General features: G+C 56.4%; 27 protein-coding genes. 13 read left to right on the top strand and 14 right to left on the bottom strand.

Annotated elements, in window-relative coordinates:
- Positions 1-43: 43 nt before the first annotated feature.
- A complete protein-coding gene (gene tpiA / locus IYV58_RS26740) occupies positions 44-811 on the bottom strand; it encodes a triose-phosphate isomerase (protein ID WP_004126701.1) in 768 nt (255 codons plus the stop codon).
- A gap of 108 nt (positions 812-919) precedes the next feature.
- A complete protein-coding gene (locus IYV58_RS26735) occupies positions 920-1,519 on the bottom strand; it encodes a DUF1454 family protein (RefSeq protein WP_004126697.1) in 600 nt (199 codons plus the stop codon).
- Positions 1,520-1,631: 112 nt separating this feature from the next.
- On the opposite strand from IYV58_RS26735, the gene IYV58_RS26730 reads away from it, so the two are divergent.
- Positions 1,632-2,060 (top strand): DUF805 domain-containing protein, encoded by a 429-nt coding sequence (locus tag IYV58_RS26730; protein WP_004126694.1) that lies wholly within the window; start codon positions 1,632-1,634, stop codon positions 2,058-2,060.
- On the opposite strand, the gene fpr is transcribed toward IYV58_RS26730, so the two are convergent.
- The 7 genes from fpr to gmk form a co-directional block, all read right to left on the bottom strand.
- The gene (gene fpr / locus IYV58_RS26725; RefSeq protein WP_004126692.1) at positions 2,061-2,807 is read right to left on the bottom strand and encodes a ferredoxin--NADP(+) reductase; all 747 of its coding nucleotides are present in this window, start codon (positions 2,805-2,807) and stop codon (positions 2,061-2,063) included.
- Between the two features lie 95 nt (positions 2,808-2,902).
- Positions 2,903-3,913, bottom strand: a complete 1,011-nt coding sequence (gene glpX / locus IYV58_RS26720) for a class II fructose-bisphosphatase (RefSeq protein ID WP_195729344.1) — start codon at positions 3,911-3,913, stop codon at positions 2,903-2,905.
- Between the two features lie 53 nt (positions 3,914-3,966).
- Positions 3,967-6,048, bottom strand: coding sequence for an ATP-dependent DNA helicase RecG (gene recG, locus IYV58_RS26715; protein ID WP_112166051.1), 2,082 nt, complete (start codon positions 6,046-6,048; stop codon positions 3,967-3,969).
- A 2-nt stretch (positions 6,049-6,050) separates the two neighbouring features.
- A complete protein-coding gene (trmH, locus tag IYV58_RS26710; RefSeq protein ID WP_004126682.1) occupies positions 6,051-6,740 on the bottom strand; it encodes a tRNA (guanosine(18)-2'-O)-methyltransferase TrmH in 690 nt (229 codons plus the stop codon).
- 163 nt (positions 6,741-6,903) lie between these two features.
- Positions 6,904-9,024: a bifunctional GTP diphosphokinase/guanosine-3',5'-bis pyrophosphate 3'-pyrophosphohydrolase gene (spoT, locus tag IYV58_RS26705; RefSeq protein ID WP_004126679.1), complete on the bottom strand. Its 2,121-nt coding sequence runs from the start codon at positions 9,022-9,024 to the stop codon at positions 6,904-6,906.
- A gap of 18 nt (positions 9,025-9,042) precedes the next feature.
- Entirely contained in the window at positions 9,043-9,318 is a 276-nt protein-coding gene (gene rpoZ / locus IYV58_RS26700) for a DNA-directed RNA polymerase subunit omega (protein ID WP_004106927.1), read from the bottom strand.
- 54 nt (positions 9,319-9,372) lie between these two features.
- Positions 9,373-9,996 (bottom strand): guanylate kinase, encoded by a 624-nt coding sequence (gmk, locus tag IYV58_RS26695; RefSeq protein ID WP_004126677.1) that lies wholly within the window; start codon positions 9,994-9,996, stop codon positions 9,373-9,375.
- A gap of 257 nt (positions 9,997-10,253) precedes the next feature.
- Between gmk and ligB the strand changes: the two genes are divergently transcribed.
- The gene (gene ligB / locus IYV58_RS26690) at positions 10,254-11,930 is read left to right on the top strand and encodes an NAD-dependent DNA ligase LigB (protein WP_195729343.1); all 1,677 of its coding nucleotides are present in this window, start codon (positions 10,254-10,256) and stop codon (positions 11,928-11,930) included.
- Positions 11,931-11,935: 5 nt separating this feature from the next.
- Here the strand turns inward: ligB and IYV58_RS26685 are convergent, their stop codons facing one another.
- The gene (locus IYV58_RS26685) at positions 11,936-12,553 is read right to left on the bottom strand and encodes a trimeric intracellular cation channel family protein (protein WP_004126674.1); all 618 of its coding nucleotides are present in this window, start codon (positions 12,551-12,553) and stop codon (positions 11,936-11,938) included.
- Positions 12,554-12,827: 274 nt separating this feature from the next.
- On the opposite strand from IYV58_RS26685, the gene IYV58_RS26680 reads away from it, so the two are divergent.
- A complete protein-coding gene (locus IYV58_RS26680) occupies positions 12,828-14,087 on the top strand; it encodes a chloride channel protein (RefSeq protein WP_195729342.1) in 1,260 nt (419 codons plus the stop codon).
- A 73-nt stretch (positions 14,088-14,160) separates the two neighbouring features.
- On the opposite strand, the gene IYV58_RS26675 is transcribed toward IYV58_RS26680, so the two are convergent.
- Complete coding sequence (locus tag IYV58_RS26675; RefSeq protein WP_142474042.1) at positions 14,161-15,024, bottom strand: YicC/YloC family endoribonuclease; 864 nt, start codon at positions 15,022-15,024, stop codon at positions 14,161-14,163.
- A 123-nt stretch (positions 15,025-15,147) separates the two neighbouring features.
- Here IYV58_RS26675 and rph point away from each other — a divergent pair, with 123 nt between their 5' ends.
- Both rph and pyrE read left to right on the top strand, forming a co-directional pair.
- The gene (gene rph / locus IYV58_RS26670; RefSeq protein ID WP_004106921.1) at positions 15,148-15,864 is read left to right on the top strand and encodes a ribonuclease PH; all 717 of its coding nucleotides are present in this window, start codon (positions 15,148-15,150) and stop codon (positions 15,862-15,864) included.
- A 65-nt stretch (positions 15,865-15,929) separates the two neighbouring features.
- On the top strand, positions 15,930-16,571 hold the full coding sequence (gene pyrE, locus IYV58_RS26665) for an orotate phosphoribosyltransferase (protein WP_004126666.1): 642 nt from the start codon (positions 15,930-15,932) through the stop codon (positions 16,569-16,571).
- Between the two features lie 124 nt (positions 16,572-16,695).
- Here pyrE and slmA read toward each other — a convergent pair whose 3' ends face one another.
- From slmA to coaBC, 3 genes are all read right to left on the bottom strand, one after another.
- On the bottom strand, positions 16,696-17,292 hold the full coding sequence (slmA, locus tag IYV58_RS26660) for a nucleoid occlusion factor SlmA (protein ID WP_004137709.1): 597 nt from the start codon (positions 17,290-17,292) through the stop codon (positions 16,696-16,698).
- A gap of 177 nt (positions 17,293-17,469) precedes the next feature.
- Complete coding sequence (gene dut / locus IYV58_RS26655; protein WP_004126662.1) at positions 17,470-17,928, bottom strand: dUTP diphosphatase; 459 nt, start codon at positions 17,926-17,928, stop codon at positions 17,470-17,472.
- A complete protein-coding gene (gene coaBC / locus IYV58_RS26650) occupies positions 17,906-19,117 on the bottom strand; it encodes a bifunctional phosphopantothenoylcysteine decarboxylase/phosphopantothenate--cysteine ligase CoaBC (RefSeq protein ID WP_071988288.1) in 1,212 nt (403 codons plus the stop codon). The genes dut and coaBC overlap by 23 nt, the downstream gene beginning before the upstream one ends.
- 175 nt (positions 19,118-19,292) lie before the next feature.
- On the opposite strand from coaBC, the gene radC reads away from it, so the two are divergent.
- From radC to IYV58_RS26615, 8 genes are all read left to right on the top strand, one after another.
- Complete coding sequence (gene radC / locus IYV58_RS26645; protein ID WP_004126657.1) at positions 19,293-19,958, top strand: RadC family protein; 666 nt, start codon at positions 19,293-19,295, stop codon at positions 19,956-19,958.
- A 217-nt stretch (positions 19,959-20,175) separates the two neighbouring features.
- Positions 20,176-20,412, top strand: a complete 237-nt coding sequence (rpmB, locus tag IYV58_RS26640; RefSeq protein ID WP_002436699.1) for a 50S ribosomal protein L28 — start codon at positions 20,176-20,178, stop codon at positions 20,410-20,412.
- Positions 20,413-20,432: 20 nt separating this feature from the next.
- A complete protein-coding gene (gene rpmG, locus IYV58_RS26635; RefSeq protein WP_003024094.1) occupies positions 20,433-20,600 on the top strand; it encodes a 50S ribosomal protein L33 in 168 nt (55 codons plus the stop codon).
- Positions 20,601-20,795: 195 nt separating this feature from the next.
- Entirely contained in the window at positions 20,796-21,473 is a 678-nt protein-coding gene (locus IYV58_RS26630; protein WP_004126649.1) for a vWA domain-containing protein, read from the top strand.
- A 4-nt stretch (positions 21,474-21,477) separates the two neighbouring features.
- Positions 21,478-22,203, top strand: coding sequence for a PP2C family serine/threonine-protein phosphatase (locus tag IYV58_RS26625; protein ID WP_049112654.1), 726 nt, complete (start codon positions 21,478-21,480; stop codon positions 22,201-22,203).
- Positions 22,193-22,732 (top strand): hypothetical protein, encoded by a 540-nt coding sequence (locus IYV58_RS28425; RefSeq protein ID WP_227676876.1) that lies wholly within the window; start codon positions 22,193-22,195, stop codon positions 22,730-22,732. Before IYV58_RS26625 ends, IYV58_RS28425 begins: the two co-directional genes overlap by 11 nt.
- Positions 22,733-22,918: 186 nt before the next feature.
- A complete protein-coding gene (locus IYV58_RS28420) occupies positions 22,919-23,566 on the top strand; it encodes a hypothetical protein (RefSeq protein WP_227676874.1) in 648 nt (215 codons plus the stop codon).
- Positions 23,567-25,900, top strand: a complete 2,334-nt coding sequence (locus tag IYV58_RS26615; RefSeq protein ID WP_195729341.1) for a TonB family protein — start codon at positions 23,567-23,569, stop codon at positions 25,898-25,900. It abuts the gene before it with no gap.
- Positions 25,901-25,916: the final 16 nt, after the last annotated feature.

Below are 25,916 nucleotides of genomic sequence, written 5' to 3'. Positions count from 1 at the left end.
AGCCCCGGTTGCGAAGCGCGACCGGGATAGCCTTTAAAGCGAATTACGCTTTTTTCGCGGCTTCTGCTGCTTTAACGATCACCGCGAAAGCGTCAGCTTTCAGGGATGCGCCGCCAACCAGCGCGCCGTCGATGTCCGGCTGGGTAAACAGCTCTGCTGCGTTGCCCGCGTTAACGGAACCGCCGTACTGGATGATCACTTGTTCAGCCACTTTCGCATCGGCTTTCGCGATGTGGTCGCGAATAAATTTGTGTACTGCCTGAGCCTGAGCCGGGGTAGCGGATTTGCCGGTACCGATCGCCCATACGGGTTCGTAAGCGATAACCACGCCTTCGAAGGCCGCCGCGCCCTGAGTTTTCAGAACGGCGTCGATTTGACGGGCGCACACTTCTTCCGTTTTGCCCGCTTCGTTTTCCGCTTCGGTTTCACCGATGCACAGAACCGGGATCAGACCCTGCTCTTTCAGTACCGCGAATTTTTTAGCGATGAGCTCGTCGGACTCTTTATGGTAGGTACGACGCTCGGAGTGGCCGATGATGATGTACTGAGCGCCGATGTCTTTCAGCATTTCAGCAGAGGTTTCGCCGGTGAATGCGCCGGACAGGTTCAGGTCAACGTTCTGCGCGCCCAGGTGAATGTGGCTGCCGGCAGCGGCTTGTTTCGCCAGGTCGATGTACATTTCAGGCGGAGCAATTGCAACTGCACAGCCGGTCACGCCAGCCAGTTCGGTACGCAGGTTCGCGACCAGTTCGTTTACCATGTGGCGGCTGCCGTTCAGTTTCCAGTTACCCATCACTAAAGGATGTCGCATTTTTATTCTCCACGCTTCAAAGCGAATTAAGGAATATAGCCGCCCCCGAGGGCAGCATGGTCTGTGAAACAGTATAGAGATTCATCACTGGAAAGGCTTTGCTTTTTGTCATTTATTGTTGTTTTCCAGCGTTTCAGATAGCGCCAGCTTAATCGGTTCAACAGCGAAGGTCAGCCCCTTTTCGCCGTTGTCCGCCACCACATAGCGTACCGCGCCTTCGGTTTCGCTGAAGTAACGTTTACCTTTTCCGGCGGTCAGCAATTTTTGCAATTTTTGCTGGCTTTGCGTCTGGCTCAGGGTGGGCACAAAAGCGCGCATCACGGCGCTCATATACTCCTGAGCCCTGGCTTTCGCCGCTTTCTGCTGCGGCCCCTGAATCGGTAGCCAGGTTATTTGCATCGATTTAATTTTGAGGGTTCCACGTTCAAGCGCGGTCGACGCGTAGAGGTTCTCATTGATCTTGGTGGCGGCGCGGGTCAGGTTCGCCTGGTCTTTGCTGGCGGCGACGGCGCGAAATTCATTGAGCGTTAGCTTCGGGTTATCGCGATTGAATTTTTCCCGAAACTCGCTGATGGAAATATCAAAGACCGGCGCGCCGGAGAGAAGATAGGGTGCCGTAGCACCGGCGTCTGACTCGGCGGACAACGCCTTTTGGCCAACGGATAACGCCGCCAGCCCAATCAAACATAAGGTTGCCCACTTCTTCATGCCCATCTTCCCTTTTTTTATCTGCTGACGATTAAAACGAGAACCGTCACGCTTGTCAAAAAGTCACGCCTTCAGGGTAAACTACGTCGGTGATGATGATAAGGAATAAAATATGACCCTACAGCAGTGGCTATTCTCAATTAAAGGGCGGATTGGACGTCGCGACTTCTGGATCTGGATCGCTATCTGGATAATGACCATGAGCGCGCTGTTCACGCTGGCTGGCAGTAATCTTCTTAATTTACAGACGGCGGCTTTTATTCTGGTGTGCTTGCTGTGGCCGACGGCGGCGGTGACCATTAAACGCCTGCACGATCGGGGTAAATCCGGTCTCTGGGCGCTGCTAATGATTCTGGCGTGGATGCTGCTGGCGGGCAACTGGTCAATGCTGCCTGGGGTCTGGCAGTGGGGCGTCGGGCGGTTTATACCGACGCTGATTATCGTCATGATGCTGATCGACCTGGGCGCGTTTGTCGGCACCCAGGGCGCGAATAAGTTTGGTAAAGAGACGCTGGACGTACGCTGGAAAGCGGAATCCTGATTACCAATAGTGTTCGGCTGTCATATGACCCGGTCGGCGACGCAGGTGCTTGCTCATCTGCCGGGTCTCTTTCAGTAGCTGCTGGGTGTCGCGCACCATCTGCGGGTTACCGCACAGCATAACGTGGCTGCTCTCGGCGTTCATCGGCAGGCCGACGGCCTCTTCCAGCGCGCCGGTCTCAATCAGGAACGGGATGCGCCCCGTGAGCATGCCCGGCGCGGTTTCCCGGCTGACGACTGACTGGATGCGCAGCTTGCCCGCATAGCGCGCTTCCAGCGCCTGCATCTGCGGCAGATAGCTGAGATCGGCGGCATAACGCGCGGCGTGCACCAGTACCAGGTTTTTAAAACGATCCAGGTCTTTCCCTTCTTCGAGAATCGACAGGTACGGGCCAATGGCTGTGCCGGTGGCGAGCATCCATAGCGTGTCGCAATCGGGTACCTCTTCCAGGACAAAGAAACCAGCGGCTTCGCTGACAATCTGCACTTCGTCGCCCGGCTTCAGTGCCGCCAGCCGCGGGCTGAGCTTGCCCTCCGGAACCGTCACCAGGTAGAACTCAAGATCGGGATTACCGGGGGCGTTGACGTAGGAATAGGCGCGCTGCACGCGTTCACCGTCAATGTCCAGGCCTAGCTTGGCAAACTGACCTGCGGTAAACGGCGCAACCGGTGCGTGAACGGTGAGGCTAAACAGTGCATCAGTCCAGTTTTGTACTTTTACCACTTTACCTGTAACCCAGTTGGCCATAGCGTCTCTCCTCTCAATCCTGTTAGCGTATCTTCACCGCGACGAGAGCAGATTTCCAGCCCGAAAAGGCTGGAAAGCTCTATTGATCAAATGTTTTACAGGATGTGCAGCTGGATATCCGGATCTTTGCGATCGAGATAATGAATCGACTGAATACGGCGAATTGTGCGGGATTTGCCGCGGATCAGCAGAGTTTCGGTGGTGGCCATATTGCCTTTACGGGTGATACCGTCCAGCAGATCGCCTTTGGTGATGCCGGTCGCTGAGAAAACGACGTTGTCGCTGCGCGCCATATCGTCCAGGCGCAGCACTTTGCCTGCTTCAATGCCCATTGCTTTGCAGCGTTCCAGCTCGTTTTCGCCGATGTGGCGGTTCTCTTCGCTGTCGCCCTTCACGTGGTGACGCGCCAGCAGACGGCCGTTCATATCGCCGTCCAGCGCGCGGATCACCGCTGCGGAAACGACGCCCTCCGGCGCGCCGCCGATACCGTACATAACGTCAACTTCGCTGTCCGGCATACAGGTCAGAATAGAGGCGGCAACGTCGCCGTCGGGGATAGCAAACACGCGCACGCCCAACTTTTGCAGCTCAACAATGACCTTATCATGGCGCGGCTTGGCTAAGATGGTGACCGTTAATTCGCTCAGCGGCTTATTCAGCGCGCGGGTGATATTATGCAGGTTCTCCGCCAGCGGCAGGTTCATATCGATGGTGCCTTTCGCCCCTGGGCCGACGATCAGCTTTTCCATGTACATATCCGGCGCGTTCAGGAAGCAGCCCTTATCGCCTACCGCCATAACCGCCAACGCGTTCGCCTGGCCCATCGCCGTCATGCGGGTGCCTTCGATGGGATCGACAGCGATATCTACCGCATCGCCGTGGCCGGTACCGACGCGCTCGCCGATGTACAGCATCGGCGCTTCGTCGATTTCGCCTTCGCCAATCACGATGGTGCCGTCGATGTTGATCAGGTTGAGCATAATACGCATGGCGTTGACGGCGGCGCCGTCGGCGGTGTTTTTATCACCACGGCCTAACCACTTGTAGCCTGCCAGCGCGGCGGCTTCGGTGACGCGCGAAAATTCGATGGCCAGTTCTCGTTTCATAATCCACTCATCTGAATAAAAATTATGCGCAGCGTGGCGAGATGACGTTCGCGCTACGCGTTGGAATAGCGTTCGGTTTCCGGCATCCAGCGCTCAATCAGGGCCTGGGCCTGCTGGGGATAGCGTTCGTGAATATGGCGGGCGATGCGCTGAACTTCCGGGATCATGGCCTGATCGCGCAATAAGTCCGCAACTTTAAATTCAGCATTGCCGGTCTGACGGGTGCCAAGCAGCTCGCCGGGACCGCGAATTTCCAGGTCTTTTTGGGCGATGACGAAACCGTCGTTGCTATCGCGCAGAACCTGCAGGCGCTTCTGGGCGGTTTTTGAAAGCGGCGATTTGTAGAGTAGCACGCAGTGGGAAGCTACCGCGCCGCGCCCGACGCGGCCTCTGAGCTGGTGCAGTTGAGCCAGGCCCAGACGCTCCGGGTTTTCGATGATCATCAGACTGGAGTTGGGCACGTCCACACCGACTTCAATCACCGTGGTGGCGACCAGCAGATGCAGCTCGCCCTGCTTGAACGCGCTCATCACCGCCTGCTTCTCGGCGGACTTCATGCGCCCGTGCACCAGGCCGATATTCAGCTCCGGCAGCGCGAGCTTCAGCTCTTCCCAGGTGGCTTCCGCCGCCTGGGCTTCCAGCAGATCCGACTCTTCAATCAGCGTACAGACCCAGTAGGCCTGACGACCTTCGTGGGTGCAGGCGTTGCGCACGCGGTCAATAATATCGCTGCGGCGGGTATCCGGAATAGCCACCGTAGTGACCGGCGTACGGCCCGGCGGCAGTTCATCGATGACCGAGGTGTCGAGATCGGCATAAGCGGTCATCGCCAGGGTTCGTGGAATCGGCGTGGCGGTCATAATCAGCTGGTGCGGGTGAAAACCCTGCTGTTGGCCTTTTTCCCACAGCGCCAGCCGCTGATGGACGCCAAAACGGTGCTGTTCGTCGATAATCACCAACGCGAGGCCGTTAAACTGGACCTGCTCCTGAAAGATAGCGTGGGTCCCGACAATCATCTGCACCTGTCCGCTGGCGATAGCCTCCTGCTGCGCCAGGCGCGCTTTACCTTTTTGTTTGCCCGCCAGCCAGCCAACCTCAACGCCCAGCGGTTCGAACCAGTTGCGGAAATTATTGGCGTGCTGTTCAGCCAGCAGCTCGGTCGGTGCCATCAGCGCCACCTGTTTGCCGTGGGCGATGGCGCGCAGGGCGGCAAGCGCGGCAACCAGGGTTTTACCGGAACCCACGTCACCCTGCACCAGACGCATCATCGGCACGTCCAGCGCCATATCGCGCTCGATTTCAGCCGTCACGCGCGCCTGCGCGCCGGTCGGCGTAAAGGGGAGGGAGGCCAGCAGCTTGTCTTTTAACGTGTCGTTAGCGCTAAGCGCGAGGGCGTGATAGCGCTGGGCGCCTGCCCGCAGCGCCAGCATGCTGAGGTTATGCGCCAGCAGCTCTTCCAGAATTAAGCGCCGCTGGGCTGGATGTTTACCGCTTTCCAGCTCGCCAAGCTGTAACGTGGGCGGCGGGCGATGCAGGGTGCGTAAGGCGTCCGGCAGGCTCATCATCCCCTGGGCCAACTCCGGCGGCAGCAGCTCGGCGATAGCGCAGGTTTCAAGCAGCTCAAGCGCCTGGTCAGTGAGCTTGCGCAGCGTAGCCTGCTTGATGCCTTCGGTGGTGGGATAAACCGGGGTCAGCGTTTCCTGTAAATCAGGCGTACTCATGTCGCCCTGAACCCGATATTCCGGGTGGATCATCTCCGCTCCGTGCTTACCGCGCTTCGCTTCGCCGTAGGCCAGTACGCGGCGCCCGGTTGCCAGGCTGTTTTTCATTGCCGCGCTGAAGTTAAAAAAGCGCATGGTGAGGATGCCGGAACCGTCGCTTATCTGGCAGGTCATCATCCGGCGGCCGCCGAAAGTGATATTGCAGTTGAGAACTTCGCCTTCAACGGTGGCGTAAACGCCGGGCAGCAGTTCGCCGATTTGATACAGATGGGTGCGGTCTTCGTAGCGTAGCGGCAGGTGCAGGAGCAGATCCTGTACCGTATGCAGGCCAATCTTTGCCAGTTTACTACTCTGGGCCGCGCCAACGCCCGTCAGGGAGTTGAGCGGCACCGCATCCAGCAGACGGCCCTGCATGATTACTTCGCCGCCTGCATGGTGGCCCACCACGCGGCATCGGCTTCGACTTCACCCTGCTCGTTGATGTGGGGGTAGGGGAGACCTTTGCGTTTTGCGACCCTCGCCAGCACCGGATAGCCGCCCTCAAACAGCAGGCGCTGCTGGTCTTCTTCCGGCAGCATGCTGTTCTCGCGCTGGTACATGCCGGCGTTCTGCCGCTGGCGCTGGGCTTCATAGAGGATAAGCGCTGAGGCGACGGAAACGTTCAGCGACTGCACCATGCCAATCATTGGAATGATGATGTCCTGGTCCGCCAGGTCTAACGCTTCCTGCGTAATGCCGGTTTTCTCCTGCCCCATCAGGATACAGGTAGGGCGGGTATAGTCGATTTCACGGAAATCAACGGCTTTATCAGAGAGATGGGTCGCCAGGATCTGCATTCCCTGGCCTTTTAAATGCGTGACGGCCTCGCCAATAGTACGGTGGGTTTTAACCTGCACCCAGCTATTGCTGCCGGCCGCCGCAGAGGCCATGGTACGCATACGGCTGCCCGGCCAGATGGCGTGCACTTCATGCACGCCAACGGCGTCAGCCGTACGAATGACCGCAGAGACGTTATGAGGTTTGTGGACCTGCTCCATGCAGACCGTCAGGTCAGGCTGACGCCTGGCGAGCATCTCGCAGATACGCGCATAACGCTGTAAATTCATTACACTTCATCCTTCGAATGACTCTTTAATCGCCGCAGATTACTCGGCCCATCCCTGGGCCTCGCCCCTTGCGGGGCTGCTGTAAGCAGCGTTCAAATCCGCTCCCGGCAGATTTGTCATTCGCTTGCCGCCTTGATGCAATTCGAATGATTTTGTGTCAGAGCTAGTTTCGGTTACGGGTGACTTTTATCACATCCGGCATGACGCGAATTTTGCGCATAATATTCGCCAGATGCACGCGGTCGCGCGCGGTGAGGCGAATAAAGGCGCTGTAAACGCGGCCATCTTTCTCTTCCGTATTCAGGCTTTGGATATTGGAAGAGGCGGTGTTGATCGCGGCGGTAAGATTCGCCAGGGCACCCTGATGGTTGAACATGTCCACCTTGATTTCGGTGATAAATTCCTGCGCCGTCTCTTTGTCCCACTCGACCGCCATAAATTTCTCCGGCTCTTTCTGATAGCCGCGAATGTTACGACAGGACTCATGGTGGATGACCAGGCCTTTGCCCGGACTAACGTGCGCAATAATCGGGTCGCCGGGGATCGGACGGCAGCATTTGGCAAAGGTGATCAGCACGCCATCCGCGCCTTTAATCGGCAGATGGTTATGGCCGACAGGCGCCGGCTGTACAGGCACGGCGGTAGTTTCACCCTGCTGTAGGTTTTTGGCCACCACGACGCTCATGGCGTTGCCGAGGCCGATTTCGGCCAGCAGATCGTCAAGCGTGGTCAGCTTCATGCGCTCAATTTCACGCTGAATATTCTCTGGCGGAATCTCCGCCAGCTTACGGCTACCGCCGAGGGCGTGGTTGAGCAGGCGGCGTCCGAGGCTAACGGAATCGTCGCGCTTGAGGTTTTTCAGCAGCTGGCGAATTTTGGCGCGCGCTTTCGAGCTGACGACAAAGTTCAGCCACGCGGCGTTCGGGCGTGCGCCCGGCGCGGTGATGATTTCCACCGTTTGGCCGCTGGAGAGCGACTGCGATAGCGGATAGGGCTGGCGGTCGACGCGCGCGCCGACGCAGGCATGGCCGATATCGGTATGCACCGCGTAGGCGAAGTCCACCGGCGTCGCGCCAGCGGGCAGTTCGACAATGCGCCCTTCCGGGGTGAAAACGTAAATCTCATCCGGGAACAGATCGGATTTCACGCTCTCAATGAATTCAAATGAACTACCGGCGCTCTGCTGAAGCTCCAGCAGGCTCTGCATCCAGCGCTGGGCGCGGATTTGCGCCGTGGTGCTGCTCTCGCCGCCGTGCTCTTTATAAGCCCAGTGCGCCGCAACCCCCATTTCCGCCATCTGGTCCATGTCTTCGGTACGAATTTGTACCTCAACCGGGACGCCGTGCGGGCCGATCATCGAGGTGTGCAAAGATTGATAGCCGTTCGCCTTTGGAATGGCAATGTAGTCTTTGACGCGACCCGGACGCGGCTTGTAAAGGCTGTGCATCTGGCCTAGCACGCGATAGCAGGTGTCAGAATCATGGACAATCACGCGGAAGGCGTAGATATCCATAATCGAGTGAAAACGCTGCTCTTTGAGCACCATCTTGCAGTAGATGGAGTACAAATGCTTTTCACGACCGCTTACGCGACAGGGAATTCCCGCTTCCTGCAGGCGCCCTTCGATTTCGGAGAGGATCTTTTGAATCATCTCTTTACGGTTACCGCGCGCCGCTTTGACCACCTCTTTAATGACGCGGTAGCGGTTAGGATACAGCGCCTCAAAGCCCAGCTCTTCGAGCTCGGTTTTGATGTGATGAATACCTAAACGGTGCGCCAGAGGGCTGTAGATTTCCAGCGTTTCGCGGGCGATGCGGCGACGCTTATCCGGGCGCAATGAGCCCAGCGTACGCATGTTATGGGTGCGGTCAGCAAGCTTGATAAGGATGACGCGGATATCCTGCACCATCGCCATAATCATTTTGCGAAAGTTTTCGGCCTGGGCCTCTTTTTTGTCGCGAAACTTAAGCTTATCAAGTTTTGATACCCCCTCTACCAGTTCAGCAACGCTTTTACCAAAAAGCTGTTCCATGTCCTGGTAGGTGGCGGGGGTATCTTCTATCACGTCGTGCAGCAGAGCGGCCATCAGCGTTTCGTGGTCGAGTTTCATCTCGGCCAGGATACAGGCTACCGCTACCGGGTGCGTGATATAGGGTTCACCGCTTGAACGTGTCTGGCCCTCGTGAGCGTCACGTGCAACGAGATAAGCCTGCCGAAGACGTTTAATTTGCTCTTCGGGCAGGTAGTTTTGAATCAGCTGATTCAGGCTTTCAAACAGATACAAGGGCGACCCGCAGTGTGATTAACGACGACCTTCAGCAATAGCGGTAACGGCTTGTAATTCAGCGGCTTCCTGCTCTTGCTGTTCCTGGCGCTCACGAACGTCGAGGATCTTATTGTTGATCAAACCCTCTTCGATTTCGCGCAGTGCGATAACGGTAGTTTTATCGTTTTCTTCCGGTACCAGCGGATCCTTTCCGCCTACCTGCATCTGACGAGCGCGACGCGCGGCGACCAGCACCAGGTCAAAACGGTTACCAATTTTCTCTACAGCGTCCTGAACAGTTACGCGTGCCATACTTAAAATGCTCCACAGGTGAAGAAATGACTGGGCATAATACTGAATGTGGGTTCAGTCTGCCAACAGTTTGGTGATTAAAGCGCCATGTCGCTGCTTTTGGCGGCTCATGCGCAGACGTTCGGCGCGAATAATAATTTTCAGATCGCTCAGCGCGGTATCAAAATCATCATTCACAATCAGGTAATCATATTCCGCGTAATGGCTCATTTCTGCAACTGCCTGCGCCATACGTTTCGCGATAACCTCTTCGCTATCCTGACCGCGGCCGCGCAGGCGACGATCAAGCTCATCTTTTGACGGCGGCAGAATAAAAATACTGCGCGCGCCGGGCATTCTGTTGCGGATTTGCTGCGCGCCCTGCCAGTCGATATCAAGGAAGACGTCGACGCCGGTCGCCAGTACCTGCTCGATAGCTTCGCGCGAGGTGCCGTAATAGTTGCCAAAGACTTCTGCATGTTCAAGAAAAGCGTCTCTGCCAATCATCGTTCTGAATTCGTCGTGATTCACAAAGAAATAGTGTTCACCGTGCACTTCACCCGGACGCGGAGCGCGTGTGGTATGCGAAACAGAAACCTGAGAGTCGTACAACGGTTGGGTTTTTAATAAAGCCTGAATCAGGCTGGATTTACCCGCGCCGCTAGGGGCGGAAACAATATAAAGCGTGCCTTGAGCCATGAGTGTCTTTTGTATGTGATGGTCGAAATAGAGCTTACATACGAGCCTATTATACACGGCGGCGCAGCGTGACGCAGTCCCTGTCACACTTTTTGCGTTCTTTCTTTCATTTTGCTTGCTGTTTTCCTGATTTCTCCGTGCGTTGCAGAAACAACGCAGAAAAGCCGGAAGCATGCTCGCAGCGTTAAAAATCCCCTCTCGCCGATGAAAATAAGCCTGCGGCACAATCCCCGGTGAGAAAACAGGAGGGCATCGCGATGCAAAAAGGAGTCTGGGCGCTGGTGCTGTGGATGCTGGTGGGATACGGGCAGGCAGCCTGCCCCGCGTGGCCGCAGGCCAGGGCTGAACAGGAAATCGAACGTCTTGGTCAGCGGATAACGGAATGGAATAACGCCTACTGGCAGCAGGGGAGCAGTACGGTAAGCGATGAAGTCTATGACCAGCTTGCGGCGCGGCTGGCATACTGGCAGCGCTGCTTCGCCAGCGAGACCCCCGCTCGCTTTGCGCTTCCGTCGCTAAGGGGAGATATCAGACATCCGGTAGCGCACACCGGCGTGCGTAAACTGGCGAATCAAGCCGACGTGGCGCGCTGGATGCGCGGCCAGTCCAGCCTGTGGGTACAGCCGAAAGTCGATGGCGTCGCGGTCACGCTCGTATATCGGCAAGGGCGTTTGACGCAGGCGATAAGCCGGGGTAACGGCTTGACCGGAGAAGACTGGACGGCCAGGGTCTTGCAGATCCCCTCCGTTCCTAAAACTTCTGATGGCTTACTCGCGAATAGCGTGCTGCAAGGCGAGCTGTTCCTGCTCCGCGAGGGGCATGTGCAAAAGCGAATGGGCGGCATGAACGCGCGGGCAAAAGTAGCCGGCATGATGATGCGACAGGAGGCGCAAGCGGAGCTTGATAGGCTGGGCATCTTTATCTGGGCGTGGCCAGATGGTCCAGAGGATATGGAACAGCGGCTGGCGCTGCTGCGGCAGGGCGGCTTTCTTTACAGCGCGCTTTTTTCGCATCCTGTCGCGGATGCGCAGCAGGTTGAACGGTGGCGCCAGCGTTGGTTCACTTCACCGCTGCCTTTTGCCACCGATGGCGTTGTGGTGCGGCGGGCGAAAGAGTCCTCCGGGCGTTTCTGGGCGCCGGGTCAGGGCGATTGGGTTATCGCCTGGAAATATCCGCCTGCCTCGCGGGTTATGGAGGTTCGCGGTATCAGCTTCAGCACCGGTCGTAGCGGTAAAATAGCCGTGGTGGCGCTCCTGGAGCCGCAGCTGCTGGACGATAAGCGCGTGCAGCGGGTGAACATCGGCTCGGTATCCCGCTGGCACAATCTGGACATCGGTATTGGCGATCAGCTGCTAATCAGCCTTGCCGGGCAGGGGATACCGCGCATCGATTCGGTCGTCTGGCGCACGGCTCAGCGTAATAAACCCCAGCCACCGGCGGCGCGTTTCAATGCCTTAACCTGCTATTTCGCCACCCCAGAGTGCGCGGAGCAGTTTCTCTCGCGGCTGGTCTGGCTCTCATCCCGATCGGTTCTCGATATTGACGGCGCGGGGGAAACGCTGTGGCGGTCCCTGCATGATGCGCGCGGCATGGAGCATCTCTTCTCATGGCTGGCGTTTACGCCGGAGCGGCTGCAATCCATCCCGGGCATCTCTGCGCAGCGCGGGCAGCGGCTGTGGCATCAGTTCAATCTTGCGCGCGAACGGCCTTTCCTGCGCTGGATACAGGCAATCGGCGTGCCCATACCGAAGACGGCATTTGCCGGGCTGAAGGAGGATGACTGGCGACAGATGCAGGATCGCAACGAAGAGCAGTGGCGACGCCTGCCGGGCATCGGGGAAGAACGGGCGCGGCAGCTGGTGACGTTCTTGCATCATCCGGATGTCGCCGCGCTAGCGAAGTGGCTAAGCGGGCAACACGTTCCGGGATTCTGAAAGCACTAATGTGCGCTATGGTTGTAATTAAACACCGGCAGGCCCAGCTTCCAGCGCAGCGCCAGCATGCGGGCGGTAAAGCCGAACAGCAGGGTGGAGATAACCACCACATCGTGATTGCTGACGTAATGCTGGAGCGCGATATAAAGCACCGCGGCGGCGAATGATACCCCAGCGTACAGCTCTTTCTGGAACACCAGCGGGATGCGCTTGCAGAACATATCGCGCAGCACGCCGCCAAAGACGCCGGTGATCACGGCGGCAATGGAGGCGATGACCGGGCCCTGGCCCATATCCAGCGCGATCTGGGCGCCAATGATAGAAAACACGATCAGGCCGAGCGCATCAAGCACCAGAAACAGACGGCGCAGATGCGGCATCACCGGCGCGGCAATCGTGGTCAGGACCGCGGCGACGGCGACAATAATCACGTATTCAGGGTGCTGCACCCAGCCCAGCGGGTAGTGGCCAAGCAAAATATCGCGCACTGAACCGCCTCCGAGAGCCGTCGCGGTGGCAATAATAATGACGCCAAACGTATCCATACGGCGGCGTCCGGCAGCCAGCGCGCCGGTCATGGCTTCCGCCGTAATCCCAATCAGATAAAGAATATGAAGCAGCATAAATCCCCCACGGTGATGGCGGAAGGTTAACGATTTGTGCTCAGGATCACGATTGAGATTTTCTAAAGTGAATGCATTTAACCTGATTAAACTAATGCACGATAGGTTTAAATTGGCTGAATTTAACGGTTTATTTGTCATTTATTCATTTTTATTGATTATAAAAAGTAATGTGAAAGCCGTCGATGCGTATCGGTATTGAAAACGCGATGAATACCTGTTGTTTAACTCCCAACCTTTATCCTTTTATTTTCCTCCTTCAAGGCCTGAGAAAATGACTGTAGCAGCTGGCAATAAAAACTATCTCACCCGCCTGATTGCTGTTGTGCTGACGGGGCTGCTTGCCGGTCTATCAGGCATGGTTCTGGCGCTGATTTTACACGCGATTCAGCACCTGGCCTTTGGCTACAGCCCCGGGCAGATCGTGAGCGCGGAGTCATTTTTAGAGGGCGTCACGGATTCATCCTGGCCTCGTCGCATCTCGGCCATTGTGGCGGGGGGAGCCATCGCAGGATTTGGCTGGTGGCTCCTTGGGCGCTATGGGCAGAAGCGAGTCTCAATAGCGTCAGCGGTGGCGAATCCTTCCGTGCCAATGCCTGCGGGTACCACAACGATTCATGCCCTGTTGCAGATTGTCACCGTGGCGCTGGGTTCTCCGCTTGGTCGCGAAGTGGCTCCCCGGGAAATGGGCGCGCTGGGAGCGGGGATGGTGGCGCGTAAGCTGGGGCTGACGGCGGATGAAACCCGAACGCTGGTTGCCTGCGGCGCCGGTGCGGGCCTGGCGGCGGTGTATAACGTCCCGCTGGCCGGTGCGTTATTCAGCCTTGAGGTCATGCTGCTGTCGTTTAGCTGGGAAAAAACGCTGGCGGCGATGATTACCTCGGCGATTGCCGCGTGGACGGCAACGCTCGGGTTAGGCGAGGAATCGCAATACCATTTTGCTTCCGACATCCTGCCGCATTCATTTCTCTGGTGGGCAATTATCGCCGGCCCCATTCTTGGCGCCGGGGCCTGGCTCTTCCGCAAAGCGACCAGCACGGCGCGCTCGCGGGTCCGAAGCAACTGGCAGATGCCGGTTTTCTGTCTACTGGCGTTTTCTCTGCTCGCCGTCCTCAGCCTCTATTTCCCCCAGCTTCCGGGAAACGGTAAAGGACCTATGCAGCTGGCTCTCAACGATGAGCTGGGTTTCCCCGGGGCGGCGATGCTGCTGGCGCTAAAAATGGTGGTGATTCTGGCGGTGCTGCGCGGCGGCGCGGAAGGCGGCCTGCTGACGCCGGGGCTGGCGGTCGGCGGCCTGACCAGCCTGCTGCTGTGTATGCTCTGGCAACAGCTGCTTCCCGGCGGAGATTACGGCAGTTTTGCTCTCGTCGGCGCGGCGGCGTTTCTCGCCGCATCCATGCAGATGCCGCTCACAGCGGTCGCGCTGGTGATGGAGTTCACCCACATGGATCACAGCTATCTGGCACCTACGCTGCTGTGCGCCGCAGGGGCATTTTTAACCTGCCGGATATTGGACAAAAACTACGGCTTCTGAAACGCAGCGAAAATAAAAGGCCATGATTTACCATGGCCTTTTGTCTGAGCGTGATGTGGCGGGCGGGGAACCGTTACTCGATGTTCTGGATCTGCTCGCGCATTTGTTCGATCAGCACTTTCAGCTCAATGGCGGAGTTCGTCACTTCGGCATTGATTGATTTAGACGCCAGGGTGTTCGACTCGCGGTTGAACTCTTGCATCATAAAGTCGAGACGGCGACCGACCGCTTCTTTCTTCTTCAGGATATTCCACGTTTCTTTCACGTGTGCTTCCAGACGATCCAGCTCTTCGGCGACGTCTATACGCTGCGCCATCAGCACCAGTTCCTGCTCGAGGCGGTTGTTTTCCAGCTGCACTTCCGCATCTTCCAGCTTGGCAACCAGACGGTCGCGTTGCCACTGTAAAATTTCCGGCATATGGGCGCGAACTTTAGCCACTTCGGCCGTCACGCCGTCGAGACGCTGTTCGATCAGCGCTTTCAGCGCCTGGCCTTCGGTTTCGCGGGCGACGATAAAGTCATCCAGCGCGCCGTTTAACGCGCCCAGGATTTCGGCGGCAATGGCGTCCAGATCCTGCTCATGAGCTGACATTACGCCCGGCCAGCGCAGAATATCGACTGGATTGATTTCGCCTTCGTCGCTCTGCATTTTGACCCAGTTGGCGGCGTTAACCAGCTGCTTTGCCAGTTTCTCGTTGAGGATCAGCTCGCCCTGCGCGCTCGGGTCCTGCTCAAAACGCAGGGTACATTCGACTTTACCGCGGGTCAGACGGGAACGAATACGTTCACGCACCACGGGCTCCAGGCTACGGAACTGCTCCGGCAGGCGGAAGTAGGTTTCCAGATATCGTTGGTTTACCGAGCGCAGTTCCCACGCGGCGCTACCCCATTCACCCTTGATTTCACGCCGGGCGTAGGCGGTCATACTGCGGATCATAGACGTTCCTGTTTTTAAAGGAGAGTGGGGTGGATTATAGCTTTCGAGGCCTTATCAGGATAGGAATAAGCGCGCATTATCCGTATAATGCGCAGCCACATTCGTTTCAAGCCGGAGAACACCATGCGTCCAGCAGGCCGTAGCGCTAATCAAGTGCGCCCAGTAACCCTGACCCGTAACTACACAAAACACGCAGAAGGCTCCGTGCTGGTCGAATTTGGTGACACGAAAGTATTGTGCACCGCTTCTATTGACGAAGGCGTGCCGCGCTTTCTGAAAGGCCAGGGCCAGGGGTGGATCACCGCTGAATACGGCATGCTGCCGCGTTCTACCCACACGCGTAACGCGCGTGAAGCCGCAAAAGGTAAGCAGGGCGGACGCACCATGGAAATCCAGCGCCTGATCGCGCGTGCGCTACGCGCTGCAGTTGACCTGAAAGCGCTGGGTGAGTTCACCATCACGCTGGACTGCGACGTGCTGCAGGCAGACGGCGGCACCCGTACCGCGTCTATCACCGGAGCCTGCGTGGCGCTGGCCGATGCGCTGAATAAGCTGGTCGCGGCCGGTAAGCTGAAAACCAACCCGATGAAGGGAATGGTGGCGGCGGTCTCCGTGGGTATCGTGAATGGCGAAGCGATTTGCGATCTGGAATACGTTGAAGATTCCGCGGCGGAAACCGATATGAACGTGGTGATGACCGAAGATGGCCGCATCATTGAGGTGCAGGGAACGGCGGAAGGCGAGCCGTTCACCCATGAAGAACTCCTCACCCTGCTGGCATTGGCCCGGGGGGGTATCGAATCCATTGTCACGACGCAGAAAGCGGCGTTGCAAAACTAGTTTTTAAGGCGACTGAGAAGTCGCCTTTTTTTTGTCCGTAGAAAAGTAAGATGAGGAGCGAATCCATGAAACCGTATCAGCGCCAGTTTATTGAGTTTGCGCTTAACAAGCAGGTACTTAAGTTTGGCGAATTTACGCTGAAATCCGGGCGCAAGAGCCCCTATTTCTTCAACGCCGGCCTGTTTAATACCGGGCGCGATCTGGCTCTGTTAGGCCGTTTTTATGCCGAAGCGCTGGTGGATTCCGGGATTGATTTTGACCTGCTGTTTGGCCCGGCCTATAAAGGCATTCCGATTGCCACGACCACGGCGGTCGCGCTGGCGGAACACCATGACCGCGATCTGCCTTACTGCTTTAACCGCAAAGAGGCGAAGACTCACGGCGAGGGTGGAAACCTGGTGGGGAGCGCGCTGCAGGGCCGCGTGATGCTGGTGGATGATGTGATTACCGCAGGCACCGCGATTCGGGAATCGATGGAAATTATTCAGGCCAACGGTGCTGAGCTGGCCGGCGTACTGATCTCTCTGGATCGTCAGGAACGCGGACGCGGCGAAATCTCCGCGATTCAGGAAGTTGAGCGCGACTACGGCTGTAAAGTGATTTCCATCGTGACGCTGAAAGACCTGATTAGCTATCTGGAAGAGAAACCGGAAATGGCTGAACACCTGGCGTCCGTTCGCGCCTATCGCGAAGCGTACGGCGTATAAACCGCAGCCCGGCAGGCGCCGGGCTGATTCAAGCCGCTACGCTGAGAGCTGCAGGATATCAACGCGGATCACGTTCCTGTGGGAAGAGATGCAGCCTTTCTGGCTGCATAGAGACAGGCGATAATTACTTCAGCTGGGCGGCGACCAGCGGCCAGCGGGCGTCAAAATCGTCCGTCGGGCGATATTTAAATTCGCTGCGCACAAAGCGCGACAGCATCCCTTCGCAGAAGGCCAATAGCTGGCTGGCCAGCAGGGCCTCATCGACGGTAAAGCCTTCGCCTTCGCGCATTTTCTTTTCCCGCATCACCTGACGCAGCTGAACTTCAATACGCTCGAACAGCTGATTGATACGGCCCTGAAGCCGGTCCTGTTCAAACATCAGCGCATGGCCGGTCAGAATTCGTGTCAGCCCAGGATTACGCTCGCCAAACCCAAGAATCAACAGAACAATCAGCCGCAGGCGCGCTGAAGTGTCTTTTTCATCTTTTAAAATCAAATTGATGCGCGTAATCAGGCTGTCTTCAATAAATTCAATCAGGCTATCAAACATGCGGGTCTTGCTCGGGAAATGCCGATACAGAGCCGCTTCGGATACGCCAACGGACGCCGCCAGTTTCGCTGTGGTAATGCGCTGACTTCCATCGCTGGATTCAAGCATTAGCGCCAGAGATTGAAGTATTTCTTCGCGACGATTCCTTTTCGCAGTTTGTTTTTCTGCCATGTTTTAAAATACCCCTGAAAAAAAGCACTTGTCAGGCAGGCACCCACAAAGCGACCGCAAGCTGTGGCCTGCGGTGATGTTATTGCATTAGTGCGCTTTGCGATGCTGGTTCCACTTCATCCTTCAGGCTGCCTTTTTGCCGGCGACGCCCCGAAAGGTTTTTGTCTAACGCCGGGCTTATTGACGCCCTGAGTGGCCGAAGCCGCCTTCGCCGCGATCGGTGGCGTCAAAATCTTCCACCAGGTTAAATTCCGCCTGCACAACAGGCACAAACACCATTTGCGCGATGCGCTCGCCGGGTTCGATGATGAAGCTCTGCTGGCTGCGGTTCCAGACGGAAACCATCAGCTGGCCCTGATAGTCAGAATCAATCAGACCGACCAGGTTACCCAGTACGACACCGTGCTTATGGCCCAGCCCGGAGCGTGGGAGAATGACTGCGGCCAGAGAAGGATCGGCAATATGAATCGCCAGTCCGGTTGGCACGAGGGTGGTTGCGCCGGGAGCCAGCTCTACGGCGTCATCGAGACAGGCTCGCAGGTCAAGTCCGGCGGAGCCGGAGGTGGCATAGGTCGGCAGCGGAAATTGCTGACCAACGCGCGGGTCCAGAATCTTAACGTCGATTTTTTTCATCATAACGGGTAACGATCTCGTCGAGTAATAATTGGCCCAGGAGTTCCTTGCGCTCAAGTGGTAAGCGCTTATCTCCCTCCTGCCAGAAAAGGTGTAATGCATTGCTGTCGCTGTTAAATCCTTGATTTGGCTGTGAAACATCATTTGCGCAAATCAGATCAAGATTTTTGCGGGCTCGCTTTTGCCGTGCGTATTCTTCCACATTATTTGTTTCGGCGGCAAACCCAACGACGTAAGGGCGGTTGGCCTTAAGCGCAGCGACCCCTGCGACGATATCCGGATTTTTCACCATTTTCAGGGTTAATTCATCACCTTGTTTTTTAATTTTTTCTTCGGCGATGGCGACCGCGCGGTAGTCGGCGACTGCCGCACAGCCAATAAAAATCTGCTGTTGAGACGCGCTGTTTTGCACCGCGGCTTCCATTTCCAGCGCGGTGGTAACATCAATTCTGTGTACAAACGGCGGCGTAGGCAGCGAAACCGGGCCGCTCACCAGCGTGACGTTCGCCCCGCGGCGCGCGGCGGCGGCGGCAATCGCGAAGCCCATCTTACCAGAACTGTGGTTGGTGATATAACGCACCGGATCCAGCGGCTCCCGGGTGGGGCCCGCGGTAATCATGATGTTCAGATGTTGCAAATCTTTGACAGGAGAGAAATGCTGCGCGGCCATATCCACAATGGTCAGCGGGTCGAGCATCCGCCCTGGGCCAATATCGCCGCAGGCCTGGCTGCCGCTGTCCGGGCCCCAGACCAGCAGGCCGCGTGCGGCGATGACGCCAAGATTATGCTGGGTGGCGGCGGCGCGATACATCTGCTGGTTCATGGCGGGCAAGACGGCGACCGGCGACGGCGTAGCGAGACAGATCGTCGAGACGAGATCGTTGGCCATGCCTGCCGCGATGCGGGCGATTAAGTCGGCGGTGGCGGGGGCAAGAATGACCAGGTCAGCCCATTTCCCCAGCTCAATATGGCCCATTGCCGCTTCGGCGGCCGGGTCGAGCAGGCTGTCGGATACCGGATAACCGGATACCGCCTGTAAACTTAACGGCGTAATAAAGGCTTTTGCGGCTTCCGTCATGGCGACGCGGACATCCGCGCCGCGGTCACGCAGGCGGCGCACCAGTTCCGGCGTTTTATAGGCGGCAATGCCGCCGCTCACGCCAAGAACGATCTTTTTACCAGCCAGACTCATCATGATTTTTTCCTGTTGCGGTACACCAGAATTCGCGCATCTTATCACAATCCTCACGGCATCGTGTGCCTGGTAGAGATTCACTTTGCGAGGCACCACGCAGGGACAAAACTTGCGTATCGGCGGCGCAAAAAGGCTGTGCCAGGATAGCGCGGAGTGGGAAGGAGAGGTCGCGATGGAAATACAAGAATCCCTGATGCCGAGGGAAAAGATGCAGCGCTACGGTATCGAAGTTTTGTCGGATATTGAGCTGTTGGCGCTATTTTTACGTACCGGTACCCGCACGCAGGATGTGATGACGTTTTCGCGCGAGTTGCTGCAGCGTTTTGGCTCGCTGTACGGCCTGTTATCGGCGGAGGAGTCGCAGTTTGCCGAGGTCGAAGGCATTGGCCTGGCGAAATATGCGCAGCTAAAAGGGATTGCTGAACTGGCGCGACGCTATTTTAGTCTGCGAATGACCGAAGAACCCTCGCTGGTTACCCCATCGATGACGCGGGAATTTCTGCAAAGTCAGTTAGCCGACGAAGAGCGCGAGATCTTCATGGTGATCTTTTTAGACAATCAGAACCGGGTATTGAAACATAGCCGACTTTTTTCTGGTACTCTTAGCCACGTTGAGGTGCATCCGCGAGAAATCGTACGCGAAGCCATCAAAGTGAACGCCGCCGCGGTGATCCTGGCACATAATCATCCATCCGGTAGTCCTGAGCCGAGCAAGGCCGACAGGTTGATTACCGAAAGAGTGATAAAATGTTGTCGATTCATGGATATACGTGTGCTTGATCACCTTGTAATCGGCCGCGGAGCGTACGTATCTTTTGCTGAACGCGGCTGGATTTAGCCCCGATCGCGCGATCCATCGGGATCTTTGTCTGTTCGGGACTTGAGCACATCGCCGAGTCAGCGTATACTACGCCACCTTTGAGAATCTCGGGTTTGGCATTTGGGCCTGGCAATCGAGAGTTCAATAGAACTATGCGATGACCGGGCTGTAAAGCCTGACGAGGCGCCAATACCCCATACGAAGCTCGAGCTAATTTGATTTTTGGAGAATAGACATGTCCCGAGTCTGCCAAGTTACTGGCAAGCGTCCGGTGACCGGTAACAACCGTTCCCACGCACTGAACGCGACTAAACGCCGTTTCCTGCCGAACCTGCACTCTCACCGTTTCTGGGTTGAGAGCGAGAAGCGTTTTGTCACCCTGCGCGTATCTGCTAAAGGTATGCGTGTTATTGATAAGAAAGGCATCGATACAGTTCTGTCCGAACTGCGTGCCCGTGGCGAAAAGTACTAAGTACTTAGAGGAAATAAGTCATGGCTAAAGGTATTCGTGAGAAAATCAAGCTGGTTTCTTCTGCTGGTACTGGTCACTTCTATACCACCACGAAGAACAAACGTACTAAGCCGGAAAAACTGGAACTGAAAAAGTTCGATCCAGTTGTCCGTCAGCACGTTTTATACAAAGAAGCTAAAATCAAATAATTTTAGATTCCTTGTAAAGAAAAACCCCGCCTCGGCGGGGTTTTTTGTTTCCATTTTATAGCCCTCCTTCAGTATTAATCAGTCGTCCATGTTTTCCTTTTCAATCATTAACTATATGAATGAAATGGTTTTTCTTGTCTTGAGTGCATGAGGTGTTTATTCTGCCGGTACAGAAAACCACCGACAGGGATTGTTATGGCATCTTTAATTCCGGATGTTTCATTTATTGATAATAGTGAACAGCGCACGCCTTTAATTTTGGTTCTCGATTGTTCCGGTAGTATGGACGGCCAACCTATGGCTCAGCTCAATCAGGGGCTAAAGCTCCTGGAAGAAGAGCTGAAGCAGGATGTCATCGCGGCTAAACGCGTCCGCCTGCTGGTGATTAAATACGGCGGTTATGATGAATGTGAACTGTATGGCGACTGGTGTGATGCGATGGACTTCACGGCTCCCGTACTTGAAGCCAATGGACTGACGCCAACCGGGCAGGCCGTTAGCCTGGCGCTGAGCGAAATCGAGGCAGAAAAACAGCGTCTGAAAGCAGCTGGTGTACCCTATACCCGGCCATGGCTGTTTTTGATGTCGGACGGCGAGCCTACGGACAACTGGCAAGCCGCGGCGCAGGAGTGTCGCGAAGCGCAGGCGGCAAACAAAGTCGCCGTATTCCCGATTAGCGTAGGAAAAGAAGCTACTGAATCAATGGGCCACTTCAGCCGTAGCGGCATTAACGGCGTGAAACAGCTAAAAGGATTGCAGTTCCGCGAGCTGTTCCTCTGGCTGAGCGCCAGTATGCAGGTCGTTTCGCAGTCGACGCCGGGCGGTAAAGCACAGCTGCCGCCGACGGATAGCTGGTCAGAAATTTCGGTCTGATGCCATGAGCTGGCGCGTTTACGCTTCGTCGGTCATTGGCAGCAGCCACCGACAAAATAACCTTCCCTGTCAGGATGCTTTTTGCTATCGCAATTTGGGCGATCGCCTGGTGGCCGTCGTTTGTGACGGCGCAGGCTCCGCCACGTATGGCGAACAGGGGGCGGCTTTGGTCAGCCGGGAGCTGGTTGAGGGGCTGGTAAAATTTACCGCCGTACCCGATGAAAATCAGCTGTCTACTCTGGTGGAGAGCGTGCGCAAGACCATTCTGAGTCAGGCGCAAGAACGGGAACGCTCCGCAGGCGATTTTGCCTGTACTGTTGTGGCCGCGTGGCTCGGGGAGAGTGCCTCAGTGATGCTACATATCGGCGACGGTGTTGCAGCGTTGCATATTGATGCTGATGAGCACTTCTCTTTACCTGAGAACGGAGAATACGCTAACCAGACCTGGTTTCTTACCAGTCACGACTGGCGAGACCATTTACGTATCAGCCAGTTTGCTGGTCGCGCCACGCAGCTGGTGATGATGTCTGACGGCGTGCAGCCGTTCGCGCTAAACCGGCGCGGCGATGCGCTGTTCTCTCCTTTTATGGATCCTGTTTTGCGCTATTTACAGCAGGTCTCCGAGGCTAAAGGGAGCGAAGCGATATGCGCCACGCTTGACGATCCGCGCTCCTGGGCGATAACCGGTGATGACAAGACGCTTCTGGTAGCTCTGCGTCATGAAGCATAAAAAGGTTGCGACCTGCTATACCGAGCAGCGCCGCGCGGTACGTCTGGGGAGACTCATCAAGAGCGGCGGTGCAGGTAGCGTCTATTTCCTGGCGGATGACCCGGACCGCGTTGCCAAAATTTACCATCCCCATACCGATACCGGTTATTACCAGCGTAAGCTCGGCGCTATGCTGGCGCAGCGCCCGGAAATCCCTGCGCCGACAGAAGATGAGGCGATTGTTCAGCTGGCATGGCCTGATTATTTGCTTTTCGATGAGCGCAGGCGCGTCGTTGGTTTTGTTATGCCTGTTCTGGATACCCAGCGCACCATTGAGCTGGAGTATATTTTACAGGCGCGGCAGGCGAAGGCGCAGAATCTGCCGGAAGGCATCGGCGCAAAAGTGAGCCTGGCCTGTAACCTCGCAACCCTGGTATCCGCGCTGCACGCTCGGCAGCACCGGGTGATCGACATGAAGCCGATCAACCTGCGGTTTTATCGTGACAGCCTCTATATCGCGCTGCTGGACTGCGATGGCTTTAGCATCTAGGGCGTCGGTGAACGTTTCCCGGCCGGGCAGTTTACGGCGGATTACCTGGCGCCGGAGTTTCAGCGCATCGGGCAAGTACCCGGAGAACAGGAAGAGGCTCAGGATCGCTTTTCTCTGGCAGTCATTATTTTCCAACTGCTTAACCACGGTATCCATCCCTATAGCGGCCGTTCACAAACGGCGAAGGTGCCTGATGATTTATCAGGGCGTATTGCCGTGGGCTGCTACGCCTACGGCATTGATGCCGCAAACAGTATCTCTCCGGTACCGGCCAGCACTCACCATCTCTTGCCGCTCGAGCTACGTAAGCTGTTCGATCGTGCTTTTAGCGATTCAGCCTCCCGACGTCCTTCCGCCGATGAATGGGCGCAGGTGCTGCGTCCTTATGCGCTACGCAGCACGCAAAAAATTATTCTCTGTAGTCAGAAGCATCAGCATTTCGCCGGAATGCCGTGCCTGGTCTGCGCGCGTGAAAAACAGCTTACTGAGGGGGTAAAACAGGCGAAGCTGCATAAAAGGACGCAAACCATTCGCCCGCGTCCTGCGCCTGTAAAACGGCAGCCTCATGCGGCGTCAGCCGCCGCGGTTCCTCGGCAGCCAGCCGTGCCGGGGCCGTTAACGCTGCTGTGGCGCAATATTCGCGGCAAAGTCCCTTCGTTTGTATGGCATGGCGCCCTGGCTCTTATTAGTACGCTGGTGATGGCCATATTAGCGCGCAATTTTACCCAACTGAGCGGTCCCTGGCATGCCTGGTACGATAACGCGGCGTTAATCCTGATTTTTGTCTGGATAACCGTGATGGGGTTGCTGGCGATTTTTCGGAGTAAGCCATAAATGATTACGCCGAAGTTAAAATACCTGCTGGTTATCTTGTCTTTGATTGCGCTTTTTGTCGCGCCGAATATGGTGCTCTTTCTCTGGTCTGCACCCTTTATGTTGGTGGATAAGCTTTCGCTTTTACCTGCGGTGCTCAACGACCCCCAGCGTGTATATCTCTATGGCCTGTGGCTGGGGGGAATGCTCTATTTTTCCGCCCTGATGTGGGTGGGGGTTACCCAGCGTAATAAAGGTTATCTGGCAGCCGCCGTGGCGCAGGTTGTTTTTGTCGTGGGGATCACGTTATTCAATGTCCCCATCGGCGAGCAGAACCAGCGGCGCTGGCACAGTATGAATCAGCTGGAATCACCCGCCTGGCAGGGATTTCTCTATGATCGCCATGCCCGTTTTATTCAGATAACCCTGGGCGGAGAGCCGTTTAATCAGCATCAGATTATTGAGCAATTTCTCGCGCAGAAAAGACCGCTGGCGGAGCTGCCGCTTGGCTGGAGTGAAGAAGATGCCGCCGCTGCCGATGCGTTCTGGCAACAGGCATTGGGCTATCCTGAGCAAGAGGCAAAAGCCCTTCCGAAGGTGGATGATTATTTGTCCTGGATGCCGGACCGTGGCGATCTGACGCTGGCTGCGGCCGTCCTGACGCTGGCCACGGATGCCAATAAATCGCTGGCTGAAAGCGCGTTTCGTCGGGCAATCGCTATTGTGCCGGAAAACCCTGACGCCTGGCTGGGTTGGGCATTAGCGCTGATTCAGTCCCGGGATGATGAGCGGGTGCGAAATTCGCAGTTTCAGCCGCTTACGCAAAGCATCACCAGCGGATTATTGATGGCGGAGGGCCTGAAGGATAGCCCGCGCCAGCCTGCGCTACAGCAGCGGTTAGAGGAGTATATCGCGCAAATGCCGGCAGAAGATCGGCAAATCCTGCAAATTCTGCGGGCCAGAATGCAGAGCCATCCCTGCGATTTGCCACTGGACAGCTATGCCTCGGAAAAGGGTGAGGCTGGTAAGGTACTGCCTTTATCGAAACCGATCCTGTTTAAACAAGGCCCTGTGCATAGCGTCAGCCCGGTTAACGAGCGCTTTCCCGGACACGTGAGTATTGAGGCCGAAAGATATGGAATCGCCAAAGAGACGTTGTCTCCGATGCTCTATCCGGCGATATATAAATTTATCAAGTCGGCGACGACGGTGCTCTCGGTGGATACTCACGTTAGCGGCGATCTGTTAAACGTGGTGGTTGAATGCAGTAGCGGCGTTCCAGAGTTTGATAAGGCTGCGCTGCACTACGCGCAGCAGTGGCGTTTTCACGCTAACCCGCAGGGAAGGCGTTTGCTGATACCAGTGACGTTTATCAGCGATCGTCTGCCTCCTGAGGAACACTATCGGGAGATGGAAACACGGGCGATGCGTATCGCCCGGCTGGCGGCCCGGCATAATAAAGCCGGGATGGAAACTGCCGCGCAAGAGATGACCGCGCAATTCACCCGGATGAAAGCGCTCTTTCCGCAGAAGAAGCTCAGCGCGGAAGAGGCGCGAAATTTGCAGCTCGTCTACTTCAAAAAGCGGGATAAAAGTACCAAAGGCCGAATGGAAGCCTTCACTGAAATGACCGAGGCGATGGAGGCCCTGGTTGATACGCATCCGTACTACGCGCCGCTATTGAAGGATCTGGCGCTGCGAAAGAGCTTTGCTTCTTTTGAAGAGAATCGGGCAACGTGGGCACAGCTGCTGGCGCTGGCTCCGGAAGACCCGCAGGTATGGATGGCCTGGGGTAGTCTGTGGGCCGAGCGTGACCCCGAGCTGTACATTGGTGCGATGATCTATTCCCTGTTGCTACAGCCCCTCGTCGCGGATACCGAGCAGAAATTAGCCGATATCAAAACTAAGCTGCTGATGCGGGTTGGCATGGGTGAACGTAATGCGATTCTTTCAGCAAAAGTGTACGCGGATTATGTCGATATCCTCGGGGAAAGAGCGAAAGGTGAAGATACCGCAAAGGCTGGAGACGTCTTACCGGCGAGCAAAATGCTGGACCGTCATGAAACCATTGTTGCCGGTGACTTTCCGGTGAGTATGGCGGTTGATATCGATCGGAATGAGGTGTTCGCGTCTTTCTTCAACGTTGAATGGAAGACGCCGCAGGCGCAAGGAGACAAACGCGCTGAGCTGAGTGTTGATATTGATAAAAATGGCGCTCCGACGCTGGTGCTGGTGAGCAAAAGCAGCGAAGTGGAAGAGTATGATGCACGGGCGATCGATATGTTTTGGCGCTGGAAATTCAAGCCGCAGCCTGACGGCAGGAGAATAACTATCCGAGTGAATTTTCAGCACTAAACGCTTCGTTACCTCC

Source organism: Klebsiella sp. BDA134-6, assembly GCF_015601345.1.
Classification (GTDB): domain Bacteria; phylum Pseudomonadota; class Gammaproteobacteria; order Enterobacterales; family Enterobacteriaceae; genus Klebsiella; species Klebsiella grimontii.
The sequence above is the reverse complement of the archived record's forward strand: the minus strand, read 5'-3'. Positions and strand labels throughout refer to the sequence as shown.